Annotated in this window: 22 protein-coding genes; 11 read left to right on the top strand and 11 right to left on the bottom strand. The window is 55.3% G+C overall.

The features are described 5' to 3' along the window. Positions 1–12: 12 nt before the first annotated feature. The 7 genes from murA to AC13CN_RS08990 all read right to left on the bottom strand — a co-directional run bounded on the left by murA (position 13) and on the right by AC13CN_RS08990 (position 4,794). Positions 13–1,275: a UDP-N-acetylglucosamine 1-carboxyvinyltransferase gene (gene murA / locus AC13CN_RS09020; protein WP_289110598.1), complete on the bottom strand. Its 1,263-nt coding sequence runs from the start codon at positions 1,273–1,275 to the stop codon at positions 13–15. Between the two features lie 10 nt (positions 1,276–1,285). Next, positions 1,286–1,537 carry a BolA family protein gene (locus AC13CN_RS09015; RefSeq protein WP_044629957.1) on the bottom strand — a complete coding sequence of 84 codons (252 nt, stop codon included), beginning with the start codon at positions 1,535–1,537 and terminating at the stop codon, positions 1,286–1,288. A gap of 138 nt (positions 1,538–1,675) precedes the next feature. Next, entirely contained in the window at positions 1,676–1,948 is a 273-nt protein-coding gene (locus AC13CN_RS09010; protein WP_266100077.1) for an STAS domain-containing protein, read from the bottom strand. Positions 1,949–2,001: 53 nt separating this feature from the next. Further along, positions 2,002–2,658 (bottom strand): MlaC/ttg2D family ABC transporter substrate-binding protein, encoded by a 657-nt coding sequence (locus tag AC13CN_RS09005; RefSeq protein WP_474787110.1) that lies wholly within the window; start codon positions 2,656–2,658, stop codon positions 2,002–2,004. 33 nt (positions 2,659–2,691) lie between these two features. After that, the gene (mlaD, locus tag AC13CN_RS09000; protein ID WP_062373384.1) at positions 2,692–3,156 is read right to left on the bottom strand and encodes an outer membrane lipid asymmetry maintenance protein MlaD; all 465 of its coding nucleotides are present in this window, start codon (positions 3,154–3,156) and stop codon (positions 2,692–2,694) included. Between the two features lie 15 nt (positions 3,157–3,171). Further along, positions 3,172–3,972 carry a lipid asymmetry maintenance ABC transporter permease subunit MlaE gene (mlaE, locus tag AC13CN_RS08995; protein WP_044629953.1) on the bottom strand — a complete coding sequence of 267 codons (801 nt, stop codon included), beginning with the start codon at positions 3,970–3,972 and terminating at the stop codon, positions 3,172–3,174. After that, on the bottom strand, positions 3,973–4,794 hold the full coding sequence (locus AC13CN_RS08990) for an ATP-binding cassette domain-containing protein (protein ID WP_044629973.1): 822 nt from the start codon (positions 4,792–4,794) through the stop codon (positions 3,973–3,975). A 270-nt stretch (positions 4,795–5,064) separates the two neighbouring features. Here AC13CN_RS08990 and AC13CN_RS08985 point away from each other — a divergent pair, with 270 nt between their 5' ends. The 10 genes from AC13CN_RS08985 (at position 5,065) to AC13CN_RS08940 (ending at position 12,225) form a co-directional block, all read left to right on the top strand. After that, a complete protein-coding gene (locus AC13CN_RS08985) occupies positions 5,065–6,051 on the top strand; it encodes a KpsF/GutQ family sugar-phosphate isomerase (RefSeq protein WP_044629952.1) in 987 nt (328 codons plus the stop codon). A gap of 42 nt (positions 6,052–6,093) precedes the next feature. Next, the gene (locus AC13CN_RS08980; RefSeq protein WP_044629951.1) at positions 6,094–6,636 is read left to right on the top strand and encodes a KdsC family phosphatase; all 543 of its coding nucleotides are present in this window, start codon (positions 6,094–6,096) and stop codon (positions 6,634–6,636) included. Next, complete coding sequence (gene lptC / locus AC13CN_RS08975; protein WP_044629950.1) at positions 6,636–7,208, top strand: LPS export ABC transporter periplasmic protein LptC; 573 nt, start codon at positions 6,636–6,638, stop codon at positions 7,206–7,208. Before AC13CN_RS08980 ends, lptC begins: the two co-directional genes overlap by 1 nt. An 8-nt stretch (positions 7,209–7,216) precedes the next feature. Further along, a complete protein-coding gene (gene lptA / locus AC13CN_RS08970) occupies positions 7,217–7,720 on the top strand; it encodes a lipopolysaccharide transport periplasmic protein LptA (protein ID WP_044629949.1) in 504 nt (167 codons plus the stop codon). Positions 7,721–7,731: 11 nt separating this feature from the next. Next, positions 7,732–8,490: an LPS export ABC transporter ATP-binding protein gene (gene lptB, locus AC13CN_RS08965; protein WP_058577875.1), complete on the top strand. Its 759-nt coding sequence runs from the start codon at positions 7,732–7,734 to the stop codon at positions 8,488–8,490. Between the two features lie 105 nt (positions 8,491–8,595). Further along, complete coding sequence (locus tag AC13CN_RS08960; protein ID WP_044629947.1) at positions 8,596–10,011, top strand: RNA polymerase factor sigma-54; 1,416 nt, start codon at positions 8,596–8,598, stop codon at positions 10,009–10,011. A gap of 97 nt (positions 10,012–10,108) precedes the next feature. Beyond that, positions 10,109–10,417, top strand: coding sequence for a ribosome hibernation-promoting factor, HPF/YfiA family (hpf, locus tag AC13CN_RS08955; RefSeq protein WP_027335376.1), 309 nt, complete (start codon positions 10,109–10,111; stop codon positions 10,415–10,417). Between the two features lie 4 nt (positions 10,418–10,421). Continuing rightward, positions 10,422–10,889, top strand: a complete 468-nt coding sequence (ptsN, locus tag AC13CN_RS08950; protein WP_044629945.1) for a PTS IIA-like nitrogen regulatory protein PtsN — start codon at positions 10,422–10,424, stop codon at positions 10,887–10,889. A 65-nt stretch (positions 10,890–10,954) separates the two neighbouring features. Then, positions 10,955–11,878, top strand: coding sequence for an RNase adapter RapZ (gene rapZ, locus AC13CN_RS08945; protein WP_228219222.1), 924 nt, complete (start codon positions 10,955–10,957; stop codon positions 11,876–11,878). Positions 11,879–11,955: 77 nt separating this feature from the next. Next, positions 11,956–12,225: an HPr family phosphocarrier protein gene (locus AC13CN_RS08940; RefSeq protein WP_054641294.1), complete on the top strand. Its 270-nt coding sequence runs from the start codon at positions 11,956–11,958 to the stop codon at positions 12,223–12,225. A gap of 27 nt (positions 12,226–12,252) precedes the next feature. On the opposite strand, the gene pmbA is transcribed toward AC13CN_RS08940, so the two are convergent. Further along, positions 12,253–13,593 carry a metalloprotease PmbA gene (gene pmbA, locus AC13CN_RS08935; protein ID WP_058577873.1) on the bottom strand — a complete coding sequence of 447 codons (1,341 nt, stop codon included), beginning with the start codon at positions 13,591–13,593 and terminating at the stop codon, positions 12,253–12,255. 95 nt (positions 13,594–13,688) lie between these two features. On the opposite strand from pmbA, the gene yjgA reads away from it, so the two are divergent. After that, positions 13,689–14,210, top strand: a complete 522-nt coding sequence (gene yjgA, locus AC13CN_RS08930; RefSeq protein WP_044629941.1) for a ribosome biogenesis factor YjgA — start codon at positions 13,689–13,691, stop codon at positions 14,208–14,210. A gap of 9 nt (positions 14,211–14,219) precedes the next feature. Here the strand turns inward: yjgA and tldD are convergent, their stop codons facing one another. From tldD to rng, 3 genes are read right to left on the bottom strand one after another with little or no spacing between them, the layout of a single operon-like run. Then, positions 14,220–15,674: a metalloprotease TldD gene (tldD, locus tag AC13CN_RS08925; RefSeq protein WP_062373372.1), complete on the bottom strand. Its 1,455-nt coding sequence runs from the start codon at positions 15,672–15,674 to the stop codon at positions 14,220–14,222. Further along, on the bottom strand, positions 15,671–19,522 hold the full coding sequence (locus AC13CN_RS08920) for a YhdP family phospholipid transporter (RefSeq protein ID WP_323133900.1): 3,852 nt from the start codon (positions 19,520–19,522) through the stop codon (positions 15,671–15,673). The genes tldD and AC13CN_RS08920 overlap by 4 nt, the downstream gene beginning before the upstream one ends. Before the next feature lie 2 nt (positions 19,523–19,524). Then, on the bottom strand, positions 19,525–20,988 hold the full coding sequence (gene rng / locus AC13CN_RS08915; protein WP_044629938.1) for a ribonuclease G: 1,464 nt from the start codon (positions 20,986–20,988) through the stop codon (positions 19,525–19,527). Positions 20,989–21,031 lie beyond the last annotated feature (43 nt).

Raw genomic sequence — 21,031 nt, 5'->3', positions numbered from 1 at the left:
TGTCCGCGTGGCTTAGCCGGGGATACGGCGAATTTTCGCCCCCAGCAGCTGTAATTTTTCCTCGATACACTCGTAGCCACGATCAATATGGTAGATGCGATCGACCAGGGTCTCTCCTTCGGCCATCATGGCCGCAATAACCAGAGATGCCGAAGCACGAAGGTCCGTTGCCATCACCGGGGCTCCAGAAAGCTTATCAACGCCCTTAATTAACGCGGCGTTACCCTCCAGTACGATATTCGCGCCCATCCGGTTAAGCTCTTGAACGTGCATAAAGCGGTTTTCGAAGATTGTCTCTACTACCCGTGAATGCCCGTCTGCAACGGCATTCATAGCGACGAACTGAGCCTGCATATCGGTGGGGAATGCGGGATAAGGCGCCGTTCGGATATTAACCGCCTTCGGGCGCTTGCCATGCATATCCAGCGAAATCCAATCTTCACCGCTGTCGACCTCCGCACCCGCCTCTTCCAACTTAGCGAGTACCGCTTCAAGAATATCGGCCCGGGTACGCTTCACTTTTACCCGCCCGCCGGTCATTGCCGCCGCGACCAGGAAGGTGCCCGTCTCGATACGGTCGGGCATGACATCGTGCTCGCAGCCGTGCAGCGAGGCAACGCCATCAATGATGATGGTGTCCGTGCCGTGACCATGAATCTTCGCGCCCATTTTGATCAAGCACTCGGCCAGATCCACCACCTCAGGCTCACGAGCGGCGTTTTCAAGAACCGTTCTGCCGTCGGCGAGCGTAGCCGCCATGAGCAGATTTTCTGTGCCTGTCACCGTCACGGTATCAAAATAGATCGTTGCACCTTTTAAACGACCGTCGACACGGGCACGAATATAGCCCGCTTCAACGTGGATCTCCGCCCCCATGGCTTCCAGACCACGCAGGTGCAAATCCACCGGGCGTGAGCCAATGGCGCAACCACCAGGCAGTGAGACATCCGCCTTACCAAAGTGCGCCAGCAGCGGCCCCAGCACCAGAATAGAGGCGCGCATCTTTTTCACCAGCTCGTAAGGCGCATGGCATTGAGTGACCTGAGAGCCATCCAGTTGAATGCTCAGTTTTTCGCCCATCACAGGCTCAACGCCCATTCGTCCCAACAGCTCAAGCGTGGTGGTAATATCCTGCAAATGCGGCAGGTTACCGATAACCACTGGGCCATCTGCCAATAGGCTCGCGCATAGAATAGGCAGCGCGGCATTTTTCGCACCGCTTGCCCATACTTCGCCATCCACCGAGCCATTGCCCGCAATAATGAGTTTATCCATGGAGCGGCCGTTACTGAGCGTTTTCCGCCGCAGTTTGCCACTGCGTCGGAGTAAACGTTTTAATGCTGATAGCGTGCAGTGCACCCGAAGCGATTTCCTCGCTAAGCGCTGCGTATACAAGCTGTTGACGCTTCACTGGAGAAAGACCTTCAAAGGCTTCACCAACTGCAATCACCTGAAAATTGCAGCCTTCACCCTGGATGTGAAACTCACACCCATCGATGCGGGATTCAAGCAGTGCTTTTACCTCGTTGGGTTGCATGAGACAGGAAACTCCTTTGGGGTCGTTGAAATAGTAACCAATAGGCGAACATGATAAAGAAAAGCGACACGCTTGGCGATGCCGTGCAAGCCACCAATAAATAGAGCAGCCCGTGGACTGCTCTAAAGATCGCTCAGTTCAAGCCGAAACGGATGAGGAAGTAAGCGCATCCAACTCCGCCAAAGAGGCCAGCCGCTTGAGCGGGGCCGACAAGACAATCGAACGAACCGTGATCTGCAGCGCTTGGCAAGCACGCAGCCATTCAAATAAGACACTAATAGCAACGCTGCTGGCCTTACTGACTTGCTCAAAGTCAAAGCAGACCTCTAAACACTTGGCACTGCGTAACCATTTCACACCTGCAGCGGCCACCTCAGTCGCTACATTCATTGTCAGGTCGCCAGCAACCATGAGCGCATCACCCTGAATCGTTAGGGACACCTCTGAACGAGACAACAGCGATGTCACGCGTCGCCTCCCTGCTCTAGCTCGTCCACACCTATTTCTGGCGCCCAACCACGGATGACCGCATCATAATCGCGGTTATTGTCACGCATGGCTTGGTCGAACTGATTACGGAAGGTCAAGCCCAGGTTAATGCCGTTGACAATTACGTTCACGACACGCCATTGGCCGTCAGAAAGACGCAGGCTATAGCTCACCGGGTAGACTTGACCATTGCTCGCCACGACTTCCATATCGACGCTGGCTTGATCTTCGTGACGCTGGGCACGCTGTTGGCCCAACACACGCAGCTCGTCGTAGTCGAAGGTCACCAGACCACGCGTGTAGGTATCGATCAGCGTCTGGCGGAAGACATCCGCAAAACGGCTGCGCTGCTCTGGCGTGGCATTACGGAAATAGCTGCCCATCACACTGGCACCGATATAGCGAAAATCTGCTACTTCGTTGAGGCTTTCATTCACCAGCGCCTTCAACTCATCTAGATTATTGGCGTAGTAGTCCTCTTTGCCATTAATTTGGCTCATAAAGGATTCGATATTGTCTCGAATCATCTCTTCTGGAGACTGTGTTTGTGCTTGGGCCAGCAGCGGTGCCAGCAACAGCATGGCAGCCAACGCGAGCCGCTGAACGAAAACAGGAAAAACCTTATGCATCATATCAACCTCTCAAATGAAGATAGCTAAAGGCAGCTAGTTGCTGACCATATTGGATACAAATTGCTGAATAAGTTCTTCAAGCACCAGAGCGGACTGCGTATCACGAATCACGTCACCCTCCTCAAGCACATCTGGTGCCCCACCAACACTTAGCCCAATGTACTGCTCGCCCAATAGGCCAGCCGTTAATATGGCTGCGGTGGTATCCTGGGAAAGCTGGCCTTCAAGCTCACTATCCAAGCTTAAAGTGACACGAGCGTCGTACCACTCCGTATCCAGCTCGATTGACTCCACCCGGCCCACGGTAACCCCTGCCATAGTGACGCGGGCACGCGGCTTCAACCCACCGATATTGGCGAAGTTGGCCTCCAAGCGGAACGTATCTGAAGGTGCTGAGAGCGTTAAACCGCTGACTCTCAGGCCGAGGAATACCAGCCCTATGATGCCAGCCAACATAAACAGGCCAACGCCAAACTCCATGGTTTTGCTGCGCTTCATGACATTACTCCACCCTTAAAGGCCGCCGAACATAACGGCGGTTAAAACGAAATCCAGCCCTAGCACCGCTAACGAGGAGTAGACCACCGTACGGGTGGTAGCTCGAGAAATCCCCTCAGAGGTTGGTACTAGGTCATAACCCTGAAACACAGCAATCCAGGTCACCACCAGCGCGAACACCACGCTCTTGATCATGCCATTGCCGATATCATCGATGAACGACACGCTGGCCTGCATATTGCTCCAATAAGAGCCTTCAAATACGCCCAGCCACTCTACGCCCACCAAGTAGCCGCCCCAGATGCCTACCACGCTAAAGCCCACAGTAAGAATAGGCAGCGCCACAAAGCCTGCCCACAGCCTTGGAGCTACCACGCGTCGCAGTGGGTCTACCCCAATCATTTCCATACTGGTGAGCTGCTCGGTGGCCTTCATCAGGCCAATTTCAGCCGTTAATGCAGACCCTGCCCGCCCGGCAAACAGCAGTGCTGCCACTACAGGAGCCAGCTCACGTAGTAGCGAAAGCGCCACCATTTGGCCCAGCGCCTGCTCGGCGCCGAAATCCACCAAAATGGTATATCCCTGAAGCGCCAGCACCATGCCAATAAACAGCCCTGACACCAGCACAATGGCCAACGACAGCACACCAACAAAGTGCATTTGACGCAACCAAAGCGACCACCCTTCTCGAGAAGGCACGCCCACTGCCGATTGGGCGAGAAACACCGTGGCGCGCCCCAGGGCCTCGACCACATCACACCCTTTCCGACCCAGACGGGTAACCCGCGCCGTGTAGTGAGAAAATTTAGACTGCATCTACCCTGCCTTAAGTGCTAAATCGTGACCGAGAATATCCCGGTAGAGCGTCTCTGCGGGATAGTGAAACGGCACCGGACCATCTGGCTCGCCGTGCATAAATTGGCTCACACGAGGGTCTTGATTCACCTCTAGCGAGCTCGGAGTGCCGTGCGCCGCCACCTGCCCATCCGCAATCAGGTAGAGGTAGTCGGCAATACTCAACGTTTCCTTGATATCATGGGAGACCACTACCGAGGTCAGCGACAGCGCCTGATTGAGCCGCTTAATCAATTGCACCAGCACACCCATAGAGATAGGGTCCTGGCCTACAAATGGCTCATCATAAAGGATTAACTCAGGGTCAAGTGCGACTGCCCGCGCTAATGCCACCCGCCGCGCCATACCCCCTGATAGCTCAGCGGGAGTTAAATGCCTTGCCCCCCGCAACCCTACTGCCTGCAACTTTAGCAACACTAAGTCGCGAATCATGGTGTCGGGCAAGTCAGTATGCACCCGCAGCGGGAAGGCCACATTCTCGAAAACATCTAAGTCCGAAAACAGCGCGCCGCTCTGAAACAGCATTCCCATGCGCTTACGTAGCGTAAACAACGCCTTGCGTGACAGGCGGTGAACATCCTGCCCATCAATTAAAATCCGCCCACGGTCTGGCGTTAATTGGCCACCAATGAGCTTCAATAGCGTTGTTTTACCCGTGCCGCTTGGCCCCATAATAGCGGTGACTTTGCCACGCGGAATGGTCATATTAACGCCACGGAAGATATCGTTATCTCCACGGGAAAAGTAAACATCTTCAACCTGTATGAAGGGAACATCCGTCATAAGCTGATTGACCTTCATCGTGTTGCCAGAACGCGTCAGTATAAACCGACTGGGCGCGGGGCAGTTTAGAAAACAGTGTTTTCGAAATATTATCGAACATCGTATCCTAACGCTACTCTTAGTAACAGTCGCGCAAATCATTGCCGTACAAACCATTCGTCAATAGAACTCACTAATACCGCGGGTACTTGCTGCATGCTTTAGCTAAACACTGCTTCAAGATGTTATTCTTACTAGTCACCTATTCACATCGATGAAACGAGACACGCCATGCGTCAGCCACTATCCACACCCAGCCAACTGCGTGAAAGTGCACTGCGCACCTTGCAAATCGAGCAAGCGGCTATTGGCGGCTTGCAAGCCAAGCTAGATGAAAGCTTTGACCACGCCTGTCAGCTTATGCTTGCCTGTCAGGGACGCGTGGTAGTCACCGGCATGGGAAAGTCAGGTCATATCGCCGGCAAAATCGCAGCCACCCTAGCCAGCACAGGCACTCCAGCCTTTTTTGTTCACCCAGGTGAAGCCAGCCATGGCGACTTGGGCATGATTACCCGCGCCGATGTGGTTTTGGCACTCTCTAACTCCGGTGAAACCGCTGAAGTAACGGCCCTACTTCCGCTACTCAAGCGTCTTGGCACACCGCTGGTCAGTATGACTGGCCGCCCAGGCTCCACTCTTGCACAGCACTCAGACGCCCACCTGGATAGCGGTGTAGAACGAGAAGCCTGCCCGCTTGACCTAGCACCCACCAGCTCCACCACCGCCGCCCTTGCCCTAGGCGACGCCCTTGCTGTTGCCCTATTGGAAGCACGGGGCTTTACCGCTGAAGACTTTGCCCTCTCTCACCCTGGCGGCAGCCTCGGTAAGCGCTTACTACTGCGTGTTAGCGACTTAATGCACGATGGCTCACGGCTCCCTCAAGTAGCGCTGGGCAGCCCGCTGCGCGATGCACTACTTGAGATAACACGCCAAGGGCTGGGCTTTACCTGCGTGGTGGATAGCGAAGGCCGTCTTGCCGGGGTCTATACCGACGGCGACTTGCGTCGCACGCTAGACCAACACCACGACCTGCGCGATGTTCAGGTAGATGACGTAATGACGCGCCCCGGCAAGCGCATTGGTCCAGACATACTAGCTGCCGAAGCGGTGCGCATTATGGAAGATAACCGTATCACTGCACTGGCTGTTGTTGATGAACAGCAGCGCCCCATCGGCGCGCTGCATATGCATGACCTGCTTGCCAGCGGCGTTATTTAACGACTTTATACTGCTTTTTTGGCAATGGATGATGGAGGCTTTATGGCCCTACCTGATGCACTACTCGACCGACTTCGCCGCGTAAAACTGCTTGCGATTGATGTAGACGGTGTACTTACTGACGGCCGTCTCTATTTTCAGGCTGACGGTATCGAAATCAAAGCGTTTCACACCCAGGACGGTCATGGCCTGAAGTTACTCAAGCGTGTCGGCATCCATGTGGCGCTGATTACCGGCCGTGATTCACCTATGGTGAGCCAGCGCGCTGCTGCCTTAGGAATCACTCACGTATACCAGGGCTGTGAAGACAAACTCACTACCCTGAGAGCGCTTTGTCAGCGGCTTGATATCACCTTAGAACAGGTCGCCTACTGTGGAGATGACCTACCTGATCTTGCTCCGATCAAGCGCTCCGGTGTCGGTATTACGGTCCCCAATGCTCCGGACTACATGCACCCCCATGCCGACTGGATCACTGAACGCCTTGGCGGACACGGGGCTGTGCGTGAAATTTGCGATACGCTCCTAACGTCCCAAGGGCACTGGGATGCCGTACTCGATACGTATCTGCACGGACAGCCATAATGCGCTTTAGGGTAAGAAAACGGGTCTGGATCACGGCAATGGTCATCGCCCTAGGCGGCGTGCTGGTTTGGCTAGACCCTCGCGGCCCCCAGGAGACTGAGATTGACTCTGAAGCTCGTGCCCAGGAACCTGGGCACGTATTAGAGAATGCCGAAATTACCCTATTTGGCGAAACAGGCACTATTCAGCAATCTCTGGTAACCCCACGGCTGGTGCATACTCCGCAAACGGCAATGACTGACGTGTTGTCACCCCGTGCCACGCTGTTTGATAGCGAACAACGTGAGTGGCTCGCCACGGCGAACACTGGCACCCTCAATACTGAAACCCAAGCATTAACATTGGCAGGCTCCGCGCGGCTACTAGCGCCTGAAGAGGGGTGGCAGCTTGATAGCGAACTATTAAACTACGACGGGACCACCCGGCATGCCTGGAGCGACACCCACGTAGTGTTGCAGCAGCCCCCTCAGCGTATGGAAGCCTCCCGAATGGATGTATGGCTGGATGACAGCCAAGTCCGTTTAACCAACAACGTGCGCGGCGTTCATCCGCCGGCCACCCGTTCCCCTTAGGAGTCGCGATGAATGCTCTAATCCGCACTGCACTTCTTGCCCTAGCCGTGCCGCTTGTCACAATTGCACTGCCTGTAGCGGCACAAAACCAAGCGCCTATTCATGTGGAGGCCGACCGGTTAGACCTTGACCAACGAGCAGGGACAGCCGTGTACACCGGTAACGTTGACATTCGCCAAGGCAATATGCAGCTACGCGGAGAGCGTGTCGAAATTCAGCGTAACAATGCTGGCGAGTTGTCTCGCGCCATCGCTACGGGCGAGCGTGCTTACTTGCGTAACCAAATTGAAGACCAAGAAACCCCTATAGAAGGCTGGGCGCGTCGGATTATTTATCACGTTTCCGAACGCCGGGTTGAGCTGATTGACCAAGCTGAGCTGACCCAGCAAGGAGATCACTTCCAAGGTGGACGTTTAGAGTACTTTATCGATCAAGAAGTAGTACAAGCACGCTCTGACGTTAGCGGCAGTGAAAATCAGCGTATTCGTATGACCCTTCAGCCCGAACAATAGGAAGTGGCCACGTGGCAGCATCAACATCCCCAGCCCCCACACCAGTAAAAACGCTCTACGCCCATCATTTAGCGAAGAGCTATAAGCGCCGCCGTGTGGTTAAAGATATTAATCTGGAAATCACTCAAGGTAGCGTGGTTGGGCTACTTGGCCCTAATGGTGCAGGTAAAACCACCTCGTTTTATATGATTGTGGGGTTGGTCAAATTGGATGCGGGCAAAGTAGGCATTGACGACCTTGACCTCACTCATGCTCCTATGCATGAACGCGCCATGGCAGGGATTGGTTATCTACCCCAGGAAGCTTCCATCTTCCGCAAGCTCTCCGTGGCTGACAACATTATGGCCATTTTAGAGACACGCAAAGAGCTTGATCGAAGCGCCCGGGAAGCACAACTTGAGTTACTACTTGAAGATTTTCACATCACTCATATACGCGACAACTTAGGCATGAGTCTTTCTGGGGGCGAACGCCGCCGTGTTGAAATCGCCCGCTCATTGGCCACCGAACCGGCCTTTATCCTGCTGGATGAACCTTTTGCCGGGGTTGACCCGATTTCCGTTGGGGAAATTAAAGCTATCATTCGAGCGTTAAAGAAACGCCACATTGGCGTATTGATCACCGACCATAACGTTCGTGAAACGCTGGATATTTGTGATATTGCCTACATTGTTGGCGACGGTCACATCATTGCCAGTGGAAACGCCCAGGAAATCCTCAACAACCAGAAGGTTCGAGATGTCTATTTAGGCGCTGATTTCCGCCTTTAAACAGTGACCTGCAGAAGCATTTCTTTTAGTGGCATGCTTATTGCACTTGCACCAAGCCATAACTCGCTCTAGGGTGGAGCTTTCTGATTAACGAGTGGTTCTCAGATGGTCATGAAAGCTTCTCTCCAATTGCGTATCGGCACACAGCTGACCATGACACCTCAGCTGCAGCAGGCTATCGCCCTGCTTCAGCTATCGACGCTGGACCTTCGTCAAGAAATTCAGCAAGCGCTAGATGCCAATCCCATGCTTGAGCAAGAAGATGAGTTTGGCGAGCAGGCTGTCAGTGAGCCTCAAGAGGCTGAGTGGTCCGAGAGCATCCCCAACGAACTCTCCGTCGACAGTGACTGGTCAGATACCTATCAAGACATAGGCAGCCTGGGTGGCAGCAGTGAAGGCCCCGACTTCGAGCGCCAAGCCGCTGGACAAAGCCTACATGGCCACCTGCTATGGCAACTGGCCATGACAGACTTTAGCCCGCGAGAATACGCCATCGCGGAAAGCCTGATTGATGCGCTGGATGCCAACGGCTATCTCACCCAGCCGCTTAATGACATTCGGGAAGGATTAAAAGCCCAAGGCCATGACAGCTTAAGCCAGCGGGAAGTGGAAAATACCCTGCTGCGCTTGCAGCAATTTGAGCCCACCGGCGTCTTTGCCCGAGACCTGCGTGAATGCCTGATGCTGCAACTCGCCTCACTACCTGAGGACACCCCTCTGCTAATGCCCGCCAAACGGCTGGTTCGCCAGTTTTTGGAAGCATTAGGCAAAGACGATATGCGGCTTCTCAAGCGCCGTTTAAGCCTTGATGACGAGCAGCTTGACGATGTCATCCGTTTAATTCGCAGCCTTGACCCACGCCCTGGGAGCACCTATGGCGTTACCGACGACAGCTACATCACCCCCGACCTAGTCGTTCGGCACGACAATGAAGGTTGGCATTTAGAGCTCAATCCAGAAGCACTACCACGCTTGCGTATACAGCCCGACTACGCCAGCTTGATCAAACGCGCAGACAAAAGCCAAGACAACCAGTTCCTCAAAGAGCACCTCCAAGAAGCCCGCTGGCTGATCAAAAGCTTATCGAGTCGCAATGACACGCTGCTACGAGTTGGGCGTGAAATTATTGCACGCCAAATTGGCTTTCTGGAGCATGGCGAAGAAGCAATGAAACCGCTGATTTTAGCGGATATTGCTGAAGCGGTAGAGATGCACGAATCCACCATATCTCGTGTGACCACGCAGAAATTTATTCACACGCCACGGGGCGTTTTCGAGCTTAAGTACTTCTTCTCAAGCCAGGTAAGCGGCCAAGACGGCGGCGACAGCCACTCCAGCACAGCCATTCGCGCCCGCATCAAAAAGCTGATTCAGGATGAGCCCTCAGGAAAACCGCTCTCCGATAGCCGCTTGGTGACTCTGCTTGAAGAGGGGGGCATTAGCGTTGCACGGCGTACTGTCGCAAAATATCGGGAGTCAATGGGCATTCCCTCGTCAAGTGAGCGCCGCCGTTTACGCTAGTTAAGCGGTACGTATGAACAAACTCAACGCAAGGGCTTTGCAATAGCGTAAAAAGGGTTACAATCGAAGTACAGTCCGATGGATAAGGAGCACGTCAATGCAAGTAAACATCACTGGTCATCACGTTGAACTGACTGACGCCTTGCGCGACTACGTTAACGAAAAGCTAGAGCGCGTTGAACGCCACTACGACAACATTACCACGGTGCAAGTGACCTTATCTGTTGAGAAGGAGCGCCAGCAAGCAGCCTGCACACTGCACGCTGCCGGTGCAGACCTTCACGCCGAAGCGCTTGATAACGACATGTATGCCGCTATTGATGCGCTAGCAGACAAAATCGATCGTCAACTCGTTAAACATAAGGAAAAAGCACAAGCTCGCGCCCAGGGCGCTGGTGTGCGTTAACTCAATGACGTTGGAAACCATCCTCCCCCCGGAGCGCGTGCTTTATGACGTTCCCGGGGGCAGCAAAAAACGGGTGCTGGAGTTTTTCAGCACCTTTATCGCCCAAAATACACCCAGCCTAGATAGCCAAGAGGTGTTTAGCCGACTCATTGGCCGCGAGCGACTAGGCAGTACGGGGATAGGCAACGGGGTTGCCATCCCCCACGCTCGCAGTCCTCACTGTAGCGCACCCATTGCTGGCTTTTTAAAGCTTGCTGAGCCAGTAGACTTCGACGCCATTGATGGCGACCCGGTGGATCTTGTGTTTGTGCTGCTGGTACCAGAAGAGGCAGATGACACCCACCTAGCACTGCTTGGCCAAGTGGCTACTATTATGAACGACGCCCATACGCGTCAGCAGTTACGTAAAGCCGATAGTCAGCGCGAACTCTTAGCACTTATTACCGCCAAGATTCGCGAACAAGCCGCCTAGGCTTTATGGGCGGTGGCCACTGCACGCAGCGATAATTTCCTCCCATGCAAGCCAAGAGAGACGCTATGCAACTGGTGATCATTAGCGGCCGTTCAGGGTCCGGTAAATCTATCGCCTTACAAGCGCTAGAGGATCTTGGCTACTACGCTATCGACAATTTACCCGCCATGCTGCTGGGCTCATTAGTTGATGAACTACGTGAGCAAGGCGAGCGCACTCACTTAGCAGTGAGCATTGACGCGCGCAACCTTCCTACGGCGCTTGAACGCCTCCCAGCTTTACTGGAAGAACTACGCCAGCGAGAAATTCGTTTTCAGGTCATCTATCTGACCACGGATGCGCGCATTCTTTTGGAGCGTTACTCAGCCACCCGCCGTCGCCACCCGCTTACCCGGGATAGCGAAATGACGTTGGAAGAGGCCATCAATAAAGAAGAAGAGACGCTGCTTGAAATTCGCGATCTCGCTGACTTGTTGATCGATACGTCGCGCTTATCCGTGCATGACCTGAGACGCCGCATTACTGATCAAGTCGCCCACCAGCGAAAAGATCAGCTAACACTGACGTTTGAGTCGTTTGGCTACAAACGCGGCGTACCCATGGATGCCGACTTAGTCTTCGATGTTCGCTGCCTGCCCAACCCTTATTGGGACCCTACCCTGCGCCAATTTACAGGGCGTGATGCTAATATAGTGGCGTTTTTAAGTAGCTACCCAATGGTCGAGGCAATGACCAATGATATTCAGGCTTGGTTGGAAAAGTGGCTTCCGGCTTACCAAAATAGCCAGCGAAGTTATATAACCGTGGCTATTGGCTGCACCGGCGGGCAACACCGCTCTGTTTATATGGTCGAACAGCTTGCTAAAAAGCTGGTTAAACAGACCGGAGAAGTACAGTTGAGACACCGTGAGCTGGGGTTACAATACACGCTGAGCGAAGAGCCTGCGGTGCCATGCGTTACCACACCCGCCGCTGCCAGCACGCCCTGAGCTTCAGAACCTAATTTTTAAGGCCTAAGCTTCTCAAGACCTAAGTTTCAAGACCCACTCGGCAAAAAGGAACCAGAGTGCCCAAAAGAACCTTAACACTTACCAACCAGCGTGGTCTTCATGCCCGCGCGGCCACCAAACTGGTGAAATGTGGCCAGCAGTTTTCCGCGAATATCGTGGTTTATAAGCAGCAGCAGAAAGCCGATGCCGCCAATATTATGTCGCTGCTAATGCTGGCCGCCCCCTGCGGCACCGAGCTCACTGTCGCCGCTGAAGGAAACGACGCCGAACAGGCGCTAGATGCCATTGAAGCTCTGTTCGACGCACGGTTTGACGAAGACCAGTAGCTAGTTTACCAAGTCAGCACTTGTCGACTAGCTTCCTGCCACTGTCATCGCATCAATCAGCCAGCTACCCGTGTGAATACTGCCACGGGTATCCGTATCACTTCCCACACCGCTTAGCCCCGCGAACATCTTGTTGAGGTTACTAGCAATAGTGAACTCCTCAATGGGGTACTGTACTTCGCCATTCTCAATCCAGAAACCCGCTGCTCCCCGGGAATAGTCGCCAGTGACGCCGTTAACGCCCTGCCCCATGAGCTCGGTCACCCAAATACCACGCCCCATCTGTGTTAACAGCTCTTCCCGCGGCGTTAACGGCGCTAACAAGCGCATGTTGCGCGCGCCGCCTGCATTGCCCGTGGACTGCATCCCTAAACGACGCGCACTGTAGGCAGAGAGCATGTAACTCGCCACCCTCCCCTGATCAATAAACCGGTTGCTACGGGTTTGTACACCCTCCGCATCAAACGGTGAACTAGCCGTTGCTCCCACTTCCATCGGGCGCTCTTCTAACCCAAACCAATCGGGGAATAGCGGGCTACCCAAGCGATCACATAAAAACGAGGCTTCTCGATAAAGCGCGCCGCCCGCCAGAGCACCCATAAGGTGGCCGATAAGGCCGCTAGCAAGGGAGGGATCGAACAGCACAGGAAACGTTCCCGTCGGGGGGCGTCGTGCTCCTAGACGCCGCAACGTTCGCGCTGCTGCCTCACGCCCCACCTCCTCTGGGTGGCGAAGCTGCTGCGGGTTACGCGCCGACGTATAGTCATAATCCCGCTGCATGCCTTGCTCATCTTGGGCAATCAGCATGCAGGAGAGTGAGTGACTGCTACCCTTTTGAGTCCCCAAAAAGCCGTGGCTATTGGCGTATACTCGCACGCCCTCACCGCTTGAGAGCGAGGCACCTTCTGACTGGTGAATACCTGCCACCTCGCGGCCAGCCTGTTCGCAGCGCAGGGCAAGGTCAATCGCTTCATCGGTTGAGAGCGCCCACGGATAGTGCACCTTCAAGTCTGGCAAATAGGTCGCCATCAGCTCTGCTTCAGCGAGGCCTGCAGCGGGATCCTCCCCGGTATAACGTGCAATAGCCAGCGCCTTTTCAACCGTGGCACGAATGGAGGCACTACTTGCATCCGTTGAGGAAGCGCTACCTTTACGTTTTCCCACATAGAGCGTGACCGCAATACCCTGATCACGAGATAGCTCAACGGTCTCCACTTCACCAAGTCGCACACTAACGCCCAACCCTTGGTCAACGCTCGCGCCGACTTCGGCGGCATCCGCCCCTAGCTGTTTTGCCAGGGCAAGCGCCTCTGTGGCGCGCTCCGTCAACTGCGCCTGCTGCGCCGTTGCATCAAATGCCTGTGCCATATGGCCTCCTTTTCACCTGAATCGCATTGGCGAATCAATGTTGTGGTCGCAGCCTGATATAATGCTGCAAACGAATCTAATCTGTGAGTTCTTATATGCCGAAGCAACGCCCCGAGCCTATCGATATCGATGAACAAGAAGAGCGCCCGAGTAAATCTCAGCTAAAGCGTGAAATGCATGCTCTGCAAGCGCTTGGCGAAACATTAATTGCCATGAAGCCTGCCGAGCGGGCGCGCTTTCCTTTATCAGACGATATGCTGAGAGCGATTGAAGAGACTTCTCGCATTCGCTCTCATGAAGGCCGCCGTCGCCATATGCAATACGTTGGCAAACTTATCCGCAAAGAGGATCTAACGGCCATTCAGGGCGTTTTCGATGCCATCGAACAAGAGAAAGAGCAGCGCGATCATGCGTTTCATCGCCTGGAAAAATGGCGTGACCGGCTAGTGGATGAGGGCGACGACGCCGTTGACCTGTTTATGGCAGACTACCCTAACGCCGATCGTCAGGCGCTGCGCCAGCTAGTGCGCAACGCCCGCAAAGAGCGCGAACAGGGCAAGCCCCCCACCAGCTCACGCAAGCTTTTCAAACACCTGCGCGATACGCTAGCGCTGTAAACCAGAGTCTCAAGAAGACTGCGTGCCGCCCACGGTCAGCTCATCCAGTTTCAGGGTGGGTTGGCCAACCCCCACCGGCACACCCTGGCCCTCTTTACCGCAAACGCCAATCCCGGTATCCATCGCCATGTCGTGGCCAATCATCGATACCCGGCCCATGGCCTCAGGCCCGTTACCAATCAGCGTTGCACCTTTCACCGGCGCGGTAATTTTACCGTCTTCAATCATGTAGGCTTCGCTCGCCGAAAACACGAATTTTCCCGAGGTAATATCCACCTGCCCTCCGCCAAAACTCACGGCGTAGATTCCCCGCTTAACGCTTTTAATGATATCGGCAGGGTCATCTTGACCAGCCAACATCACCGTATTGGTCATACGAGGCATCGGCAGATGAGCGAACGACTCGCGGCGGGCGTTGCCGGTAGGCGCCATCTTCATCAATCGCGCGTTTAACTTATCCTGCATATAGCCAGTTAAAATGCCATCTTCAATCAGCGGCGTATATTGGCCGGGTGTGCCTTCGTCATCCACGCTCAACGCGCCGCGACTATCAGCAACAGTGGCATCGTCAACCACTGTGACTCCCTTGGCGGCAACCCGCTGCCCCATTCGCCCTGCAAAGGCAGAACTGCCTTTACGGTTAAAGTCACCTTCCAAGCCATGGCCTACCGCTTCGTGCAGCAGAATGCCCGGCCAACCGGCACCTAACACCACTGGCATCTGCCCCGCTGGCGCATCAATGGCTTCAAGATTGACCAGCGCTTGGCGCACCGCCTCTTTGGCATAGCGTTCGGCAACGCCCTCATCCCGCAGACGCGACATGGAGTAACGACCACCGCCGCCAGCGCTGCCGCGCTCACGGCGGCCATCTTTCGCCGCAATAACACTGACGTTAAAACGCACCAGTGGGCGAATATCCGCCGCTAGGGTGCCGTCACTGGCGCGTACTAAAACCACCTCATAGGTGCCCGACAGCGACGCACTGACCTGGCTAATGCTCGGGTCGGCCGCTCTGGCCACGCGGTCTGCCTCTTTCAGCATGGCCACTTTGTCTTCTGCCGAAAGGCCCGCCAGTGGGTCGATACCTGCATAGTACGACGCCGCGCTGACTGGCATTACTTTCTGCCCTGGCAACTGCTTGCCGCTGCGGACAATGCCAGAGGCGGTACGGCCTGTATCCATTAGTGCATCAGCGGTAATTTGGTTGGAGTACGCAAACCCGGTTTTCTCACCTGCCAACGAGCGCACGCCAACGCCGCCATCAATGTTATAGCTGGCCTCTTTAACTTCGCCATCTTCCAGCACCCAACCCTCTTGCCAGGTGCGCTGAAAATAGAGGTCGGCGTAATCAATCCCCGCTCCCATGGCGTAGCCAAGGCCAGCATCCAGAGCGTTCAAATCGAGGCCACCTGGCGTTAGCAAAATGGAAACAGCGGACTCTATATCGCTTTTATGTGCGGTCATTGGGGGCCTTCTAAAGTCACTTGCGGCGAGGTCCAAGGGCCTCGCACGCGATAATAAATAGTGGTTGCTTGATCCAGCGCATCGCCAAAAATTTGGTCGGCAAGAAACAGTGCACCGCCCACAATGGGCGCTCCGACAGCAATGGCGGCGATGGGTAAACTTTGGCTAACCGGCAGTGTGACGCCTAGGCGCTGGTCAAGTTCACGCTGTAAGAGGTTAACACTTCCTGTTAGCGTCAGCGTGGTGGCGGGTGCATCAATTTGCAGGGGGCCACGAAGCAACAGCTGCCCTTCAGCTACATCGGCAGTGCCATGCACACGGTCAAAGGCCGTTCCCTGACCGGTTAGGTCAGAAAAATCGAACCGTAGACGGCGCAGAATGTTATCAAAGTTGAGCAACCCCACTAAGCGGGCAGGCGTCGATTCAAGCGTCACAAAACGGCCGTCGCGTATATCAGCACTCATTTCACCACCAGCCCGGCTTAAATCAAGCTGCCAGGGGGCTCCCGACCAAGTAAGCTCAGCAGCAAGGTCGGTGGTGCGGCTACGCATGGCTACCGGTTGGTTAAGCTGCTCCAGCGCCGTCCCCACATCGCCACCCTGTATGGAGATATCCGCTCGTGTACGGCTATTCACCGCATTGCCTTCCCAAACCAACTCGCCGCGTGCAGAAAGCTGTCCGAGGGTTAAACCAACTGGTGAGAGCGAAAAACGACGATCATCGGTTTGCCAGTAGGCGGTTAATGGGCCAAAGCGAGTGCCACCAACGCTAATATCCGCTAGCCGTAGCCTGCCGTTGGGCAGTTCAGCTAGCCAGTCGGGAATAGCAACGGGGGCTACATGCTGTGTTTCAATTGCATCAACCCAAGAGTCGGGGGCTGCGACAGTGGCATCATGCTCTTTGGCGGGCAGGTCCAGTAAACGATCTAGGACTAGCATGCTAATTGCAACATCAAGCGGCCGCTCGCTGGCGGGTTGGTAATCTAGGCGCCCAGACAACATATCGCCGCTAAGCTGAAGTGCTGCGCGCTGGCCGGTGAGTGTCCCTGAGGCGTTAAAAGCGCCAAAGCACTTGTCACGAAAGCGTAAACAGCCAGCACGTAGCAGTACTTCAAGCGGCGTGCTCTCGCCACTAGAAGCAGATGCCAAGGCGCCTCCCGACAATATCGGCGACAGAACAGCGTGCCATGCCATGGGGTCTAACGTATCGAGCCCTGCTTCAAGGCGCCAGCCAGGCTGGCTGGGCCAATTCGGTCGCTGCACTGCATTGCCGAGCACCACTTCGGCCGCTAGTGCACCACTATTCAACGTTTGGAATCTCGCAGCTGCCTTATCGGCCAATTGCGTCGATACTCGCCCGCTTTCAAACTCCGCGCGTAGCTGCCATGGCCACGGTTGATCGCTAGTCTTGGCAAACGGCTCGGGTAGCGCGCTGGTGATGCCAAGCAGGCGGCTCTCTAAGGTTAACACTGGACGAGCCGCAAGAGAGACCTCACCCTGCCACTGGGTGCGGCCACTCATCATTTGGCGAGCCTGCTCGGCAGGCAGCCCTGCCAACGACCACAGCGCAGACGACTCCACGCTGCCCTGCAAGGCAACACGCTGATCAGCCATCAGCTCTGCGCGAATATCACCGCCCTGCCACTGGCTGCTTAGCTCTCCTAACAGCGCATGCGCCTCACCCACCTGCTGCCAGCTGAGCCCACCATCCAGATCACGCAGGGTTATTGGTAGTGACGCGTAGCGCACAGCCGATAGCGCTGGCCGTGCATTAATCTCTAGCTGGAGCGCCTCCTCGTTATCCAGCGGCAGTACAAGGGCGATATCCCCTTCGATGATACCATCAACGGTAATATCGCTACGTGGTAGCGTGTCCATATCCGGCATGGCCTGAACAAAGTTCAGCAAGGATGCACCATCACTCTGAAGACTGCCTGATAGCTGAAGCGGCTGCTCTTTCTCCATACGTATCGTGCCTTGGGATACTTCAACGCCGTGGCTTTGGGCGTGCTCTACCTGGGCTTGAAGCACTCCTCCTTGCCACAGCAAGCGCCCCTCGACATCTTCCAAACGCGGCCACTCCGGCGCAATCGGCAAGTGGCCTTGAGTGACCTCCAGCGCGAGCGTTGCCGAGAGTTGATCTGATGAAGCCGCAGGTCCCAGGGGCTGACTAAGCTTCAGCGAACCTTGCGGCACTAAGCCACCAATATCGTTCTCCAACCACTCCCTCAGCTTCGGCTCAAATGCTTTCATGGGCAGCCACTGGGAGAGCGGGCGGGAGATCGCATCTACATCGGCAAATGCAATATCCAACCCAAATTGACCGCTTTGCTGCCCCGCGATCAAGCCGAACCCACCACTTACCTGGGCGCCATCCCAGTCCACATTGAGGTCACGGCCGCTAATCATGGTGTTAGGACCATCATACACCCACTCCACCACCCCTTCGGCGTGACTTAGCTGCATAGGTACATCGAAGAGTTCTGGAAAATAGAGCGTACTATCGCCTGCGCTGTTAAAGGTCACGCGGCCACGCAGGTCGCGAGCCTGCACCCAAGCGTCCAGCGGACCGCCTCCTGGCGCTTGCTGCCAGGGGAGTACAGCCACATTAGTAAGTGCAGCATCCACGCCCCATCGCCCCTCACGCTGCCCCAGGCTCAGCCCCTGCACCTGCCCTCGGGGCGAGAGCGTTTGCAATACCCGGGTGAGTGACTCAGGCAACAGCGCATACTCCCGCCAAGCCGCTAGCGAGGCGAGCTCAAACGCACTGGTTCGCAACTCCCACTGCCCCGGCTGGTGTGACAGATACCAGTGGTGTGGCAGCGCGGGGCCATCACCAACGCCTTCAGGCTGGGCCCACTCTACGGTTTCTGCATTGCCACTTAGCCACGCCTCACCGCCTTCGCTGTCGCGCAGCCACTGCCCACTGGCCTGAATGTTTCGCAGCACAGCGTACTCCACATCTTTACGTAGCGTCAGCTCGGGCACATCTAGTGCAAGCCGCGCATCAGCTAGCGCGCCTTCTTGCCAACGCCCCCATAGCTGCACATGACCGCCCACCTGTTCGAGAAAAGGCATGCGATCTGGCCGAAACAGTGCCGCCAGCACCACCAGATGATCCAACTGCATATCGAGCTGAAGCGCAGCAGAAAAGTCCCTAAAGCCTTGCTGACCGGGCTGCATTTCGGCACGCATGGTAATGGCGGGCAGCTCTGATGCCAGCACATCAGGCGCCTCGACAATATTCAGGGAGCCCTCTAATCGTGTGCGGCGATGATCGCCATTCAGAAGCAGCGAAGGTGCATGAAGCATCACAGTCTGCTGCTGGCCATGCAGCATGATGCGGCTGTTATCCACCCAAAGGCGCTGGCGCAGCAGCAGTCCAGCCCAGGCATCCAAGGATTCAAGGTCCACCTCTGGTTGTGGTGCTACCCCCAGCGGCAGCTTGGCCGGTGAAGGCCAGCCCCAGGCGATGTCAGGCTGCTGGTAGAGATGGAATTCGAGCCCAGACATACGCGCATCGCTGAAGATAGGCGCTAAGTGGCGCAACGTGGCCCAGGCATCCAAACGCAGCGACAAGCGATCAAGCCCTATCAGGGCCTGACCATCCGGCGTTTGCGCATGAAGGTCTTCAAGCTCCAGGTGCAGGACGTTGCGCTCCAGAGAGAGCGCTAGATGGTCGATGCTCACCGGCACGCCAATACGTGCCTCTAAAAGCGCCTCCAAGCGGGGGGACAATGCATCAACTTGGCTAGCAAAGAGACGCAGCGCTAACAGCAGTACCGCCAGCGTACCCAGCACAACGGCCACCCCTACTAGACAGCCACGAAAAAAAGAGCGTGGTGCCATCATTACATCAGTACGATGTCGTACTGCTCTTGGGAGTAGTGCTGCTCAACCTGAAAACGGATCGTTTTATTAATAAACGTTTCCAGGTCAGCGACCGCGGCAGACTCCTCATCAAGCAGCCTGTCCACTACTGGCTGGGATGCCAGCACCATATACGTTTCCGCACTATAAGCCCGCTCTTCACGCAGGATCTCACGGAAGATTTCGTAGCAGACCGTTTCAGGGGTTTTCAACGTGCCGCGACCACCACAGGTGGGACACGCTTCGCATAGTGTTTGTTCAAGGCTTTCCCGCGTGCGTTTACGGGTAAGCTGCACTAAACCAAGTTCGGTGACCCCGGTACATTTGGTTTTAGCATGGTCCCGCTCAAGCGCTTTTTCCAGCACGCGCAGCACTTGCCGCTGGTGCTCTACATCCACCATATCGATAAAGTCGATAATGATGATGCCACCTAAATTACGCAGCCTAAGCTGGCGGGCAATGGCAGTGGCGGCTTCCAGATTCGTCTTGAAAATAGTCTCTTCAAGGTTACGATGCCCCACATACCCACCGGTATTCACATCGATGGTAGTCATGGCCTCGGTGGGGTCAATTACCAAGTATCCTCCGGACTTGAGCTGCACCTTGCGACCTAGCGCTTTTTGAATCTCGTCTTCGACACTATAAAGGTCGAAGATGGGGCGTTCGCCGGGGTAGTACTCGATGCGATCAACAGCATCGGGCATAAACTCTTCAGCAAACTCGACCAGCTTGACGAAGTTCTCCCGGGAATCAATGCGTACTTTCTCGATATCATCCCGCATCACATCCCGCAGGGTGCGCATAAACAGCGGCAAGTCATCGTAGATGACGTTGGGAGGGGCGGCGGTGATTTTGCGCTCGCTGACCTTGCGCCAAATACGTAGCAAGAAGTACATGTCGCTGGCCAGCTCTTCATCGCCTACGCCTTCGGCCGCCGTACGCACGATAAAGCCACCCGTGACCTCAATGGTTTGCTCTTCGATACTTTTATCCAGCAGCGCTTTCAAGCGCTCCCGCTCGCGCTCATCTTCAATGCGCTGCGATACCCCGTGATGAGGCGAGTCAGGCATATAGACCAGATAGCGAGAGGGAATCGAAAGATGGGTAGTCAGCCGCGCCCCTTTGGTACCGATAGGATCTTTGGTGACTTGCACCACCAGCGCCTGACCTTCGTGTAGAAGCTGCCCGATGGTCTGCTGCTCGTCATTGGGCGTACCGGGTGGCATGACCTCATGGGCATGAATAAAAGCTGCGCGCTCTAAGCCAATATCAACAAAGGCAGCCTGCATGCCAGGCAGTACGCGCACCACTTTGCCTTTGTAGATATTGCCTACGATACCGCGCCTGCGAGAGCGCTCTATTAGCGCCTCTTGCAATACGCCGTTTTCCACCAGCGCAACGCGGGTCTCCATTGGCGTTAAATTTATGAGGACTTCACCGCTCATGCAAAATTCCTTATTGGATGTCCTATTCCTTGCCAGCGCAGCG

This window comes from Vreelandella sp. L-25, assembly GCF_056857535.1.
Note: the sequence above shows the minus strand (reverse complement) of the source record. Positions and strands in the feature narration are given on the sequence as shown.

Bases quoted from the DNA above. Each gene is read 5' to 3' on its own strand.
- AC13CN_RS09010 (WP_266100077.1), bottom strand. From the start codon at position 1,948: ATGGTTGCTGGCGACCTGACAATGAATGTAGCGACTGAGGTGGCCGCT.
- tldD (WP_062373372.1), bottom strand. From the start codon at position 15,674: ATGACCGCACATAAAAGCGATATAGAGTCCGCTGTTTCCATTTTGCTA.
- AC13CN_RS08920 (WP_323133900.1), bottom strand. From the start codon at position 19,522: ATGGCACCACGCTCTTTTTTTCGTGGCTGTCTAGTAGGGGTGGCCGTT.
- AC13CN_RS09005 (WP_474787110.1), bottom strand. From the start codon at position 2,658: ATGATGCATAAGGTTTTTCCTGTTTTCGTTCAGCGGCTCGCGTTGGCT.
- pmbA (WP_058577873.1), bottom strand. From the start codon at position 13,593: ATGGCACAGGCATTTGATGCAACGGCGCAGCAGGCGCAGTTGACGGAG.
- lptA (WP_044629949.1), top strand. From the start codon at position 7,217: ATGAATGCTCTAATCCGCACTGCACTTCTTGCCCTAGCCGTGCCGCTT.
- ptsN (WP_044629945.1), top strand. From the start codon at position 10,422: ATGACGTTGGAAACCATCCTCCCCCCGGAGCGCGTGCTTTATGACGTT.
- mlaD (WP_062373384.1), bottom strand. From the start codon at position 3,156: ATGAAGCGCAGCAAAACCATGGAGTTTGGCGTTGGCCTGTTTATGTTG.
- AC13CN_RS08980 (WP_044629951.1), top strand. From the start codon at position 6,094: ATGGCCCTACCTGATGCACTACTCGACCGACTTCGCCGCGTAAAACTG.
- yjgA (WP_044629941.1), top strand. From the start codon at position 13,689: ATGCCGAAGCAACGCCCCGAGCCTATCGATATCGATGAACAAGAAGAG.
- hpf (WP_027335376.1), top strand. From the start codon at position 10,109: ATGCAAGTAAACATCACTGGTCATCACGTTGAACTGACTGACGCCTTG.
- rng (WP_044629938.1), bottom strand. From the start codon at position 20,988: ATGAGCGGTGAAGTCCTCATAAATTTAACGCCAATGGAGACCCGCGTT.
- lptC (WP_044629950.1), top strand. From the start codon at position 6,636: ATGCGCTTTAGGGTAAGAAAACGGGTCTGGATCACGGCAATGGTCATC.
- murA (WP_289110598.1), bottom strand. From the start codon at position 1,275: ATGGATAAACTCATTATTGCGGGCAATGGCTCGGTGGATGGCGAAGTA.
- AC13CN_RS08990 (WP_044629973.1), bottom strand. From the start codon at position 4,794: ATGACGGATGTTCCCTTCATACAGGTTGAAGATGTTTACTTTTCCCGT.
- AC13CN_RS09015 (WP_044629957.1), bottom strand. From the start codon at position 1,537: ATGCAACCCAACGAGGTAAAAGCACTGCTTGAATCCCGCATCGATGGG.
- rapZ (WP_228219222.1), top strand. From the start codon at position 10,955: ATGCAACTGGTGATCATTAGCGGCCGTTCAGGGTCCGGTAAATCTATC.
- AC13CN_RS08985 (WP_044629952.1), top strand. From the start codon at position 5,065: ATGCGTCAGCCACTATCCACACCCAGCCAACTGCGTGAAAGTGCACTG.
- mlaE (WP_044629953.1), bottom strand. From the start codon at position 3,972: ATGCAGTCTAAATTTTCTCACTACACGGCGCGGGTTACCCGTCTGGGT.
- AC13CN_RS08960 (WP_044629947.1), top strand. From the start codon at position 8,596: ATGGTCATGAAAGCTTCTCTCCAATTGCGTATCGGCACACAGCTGACC.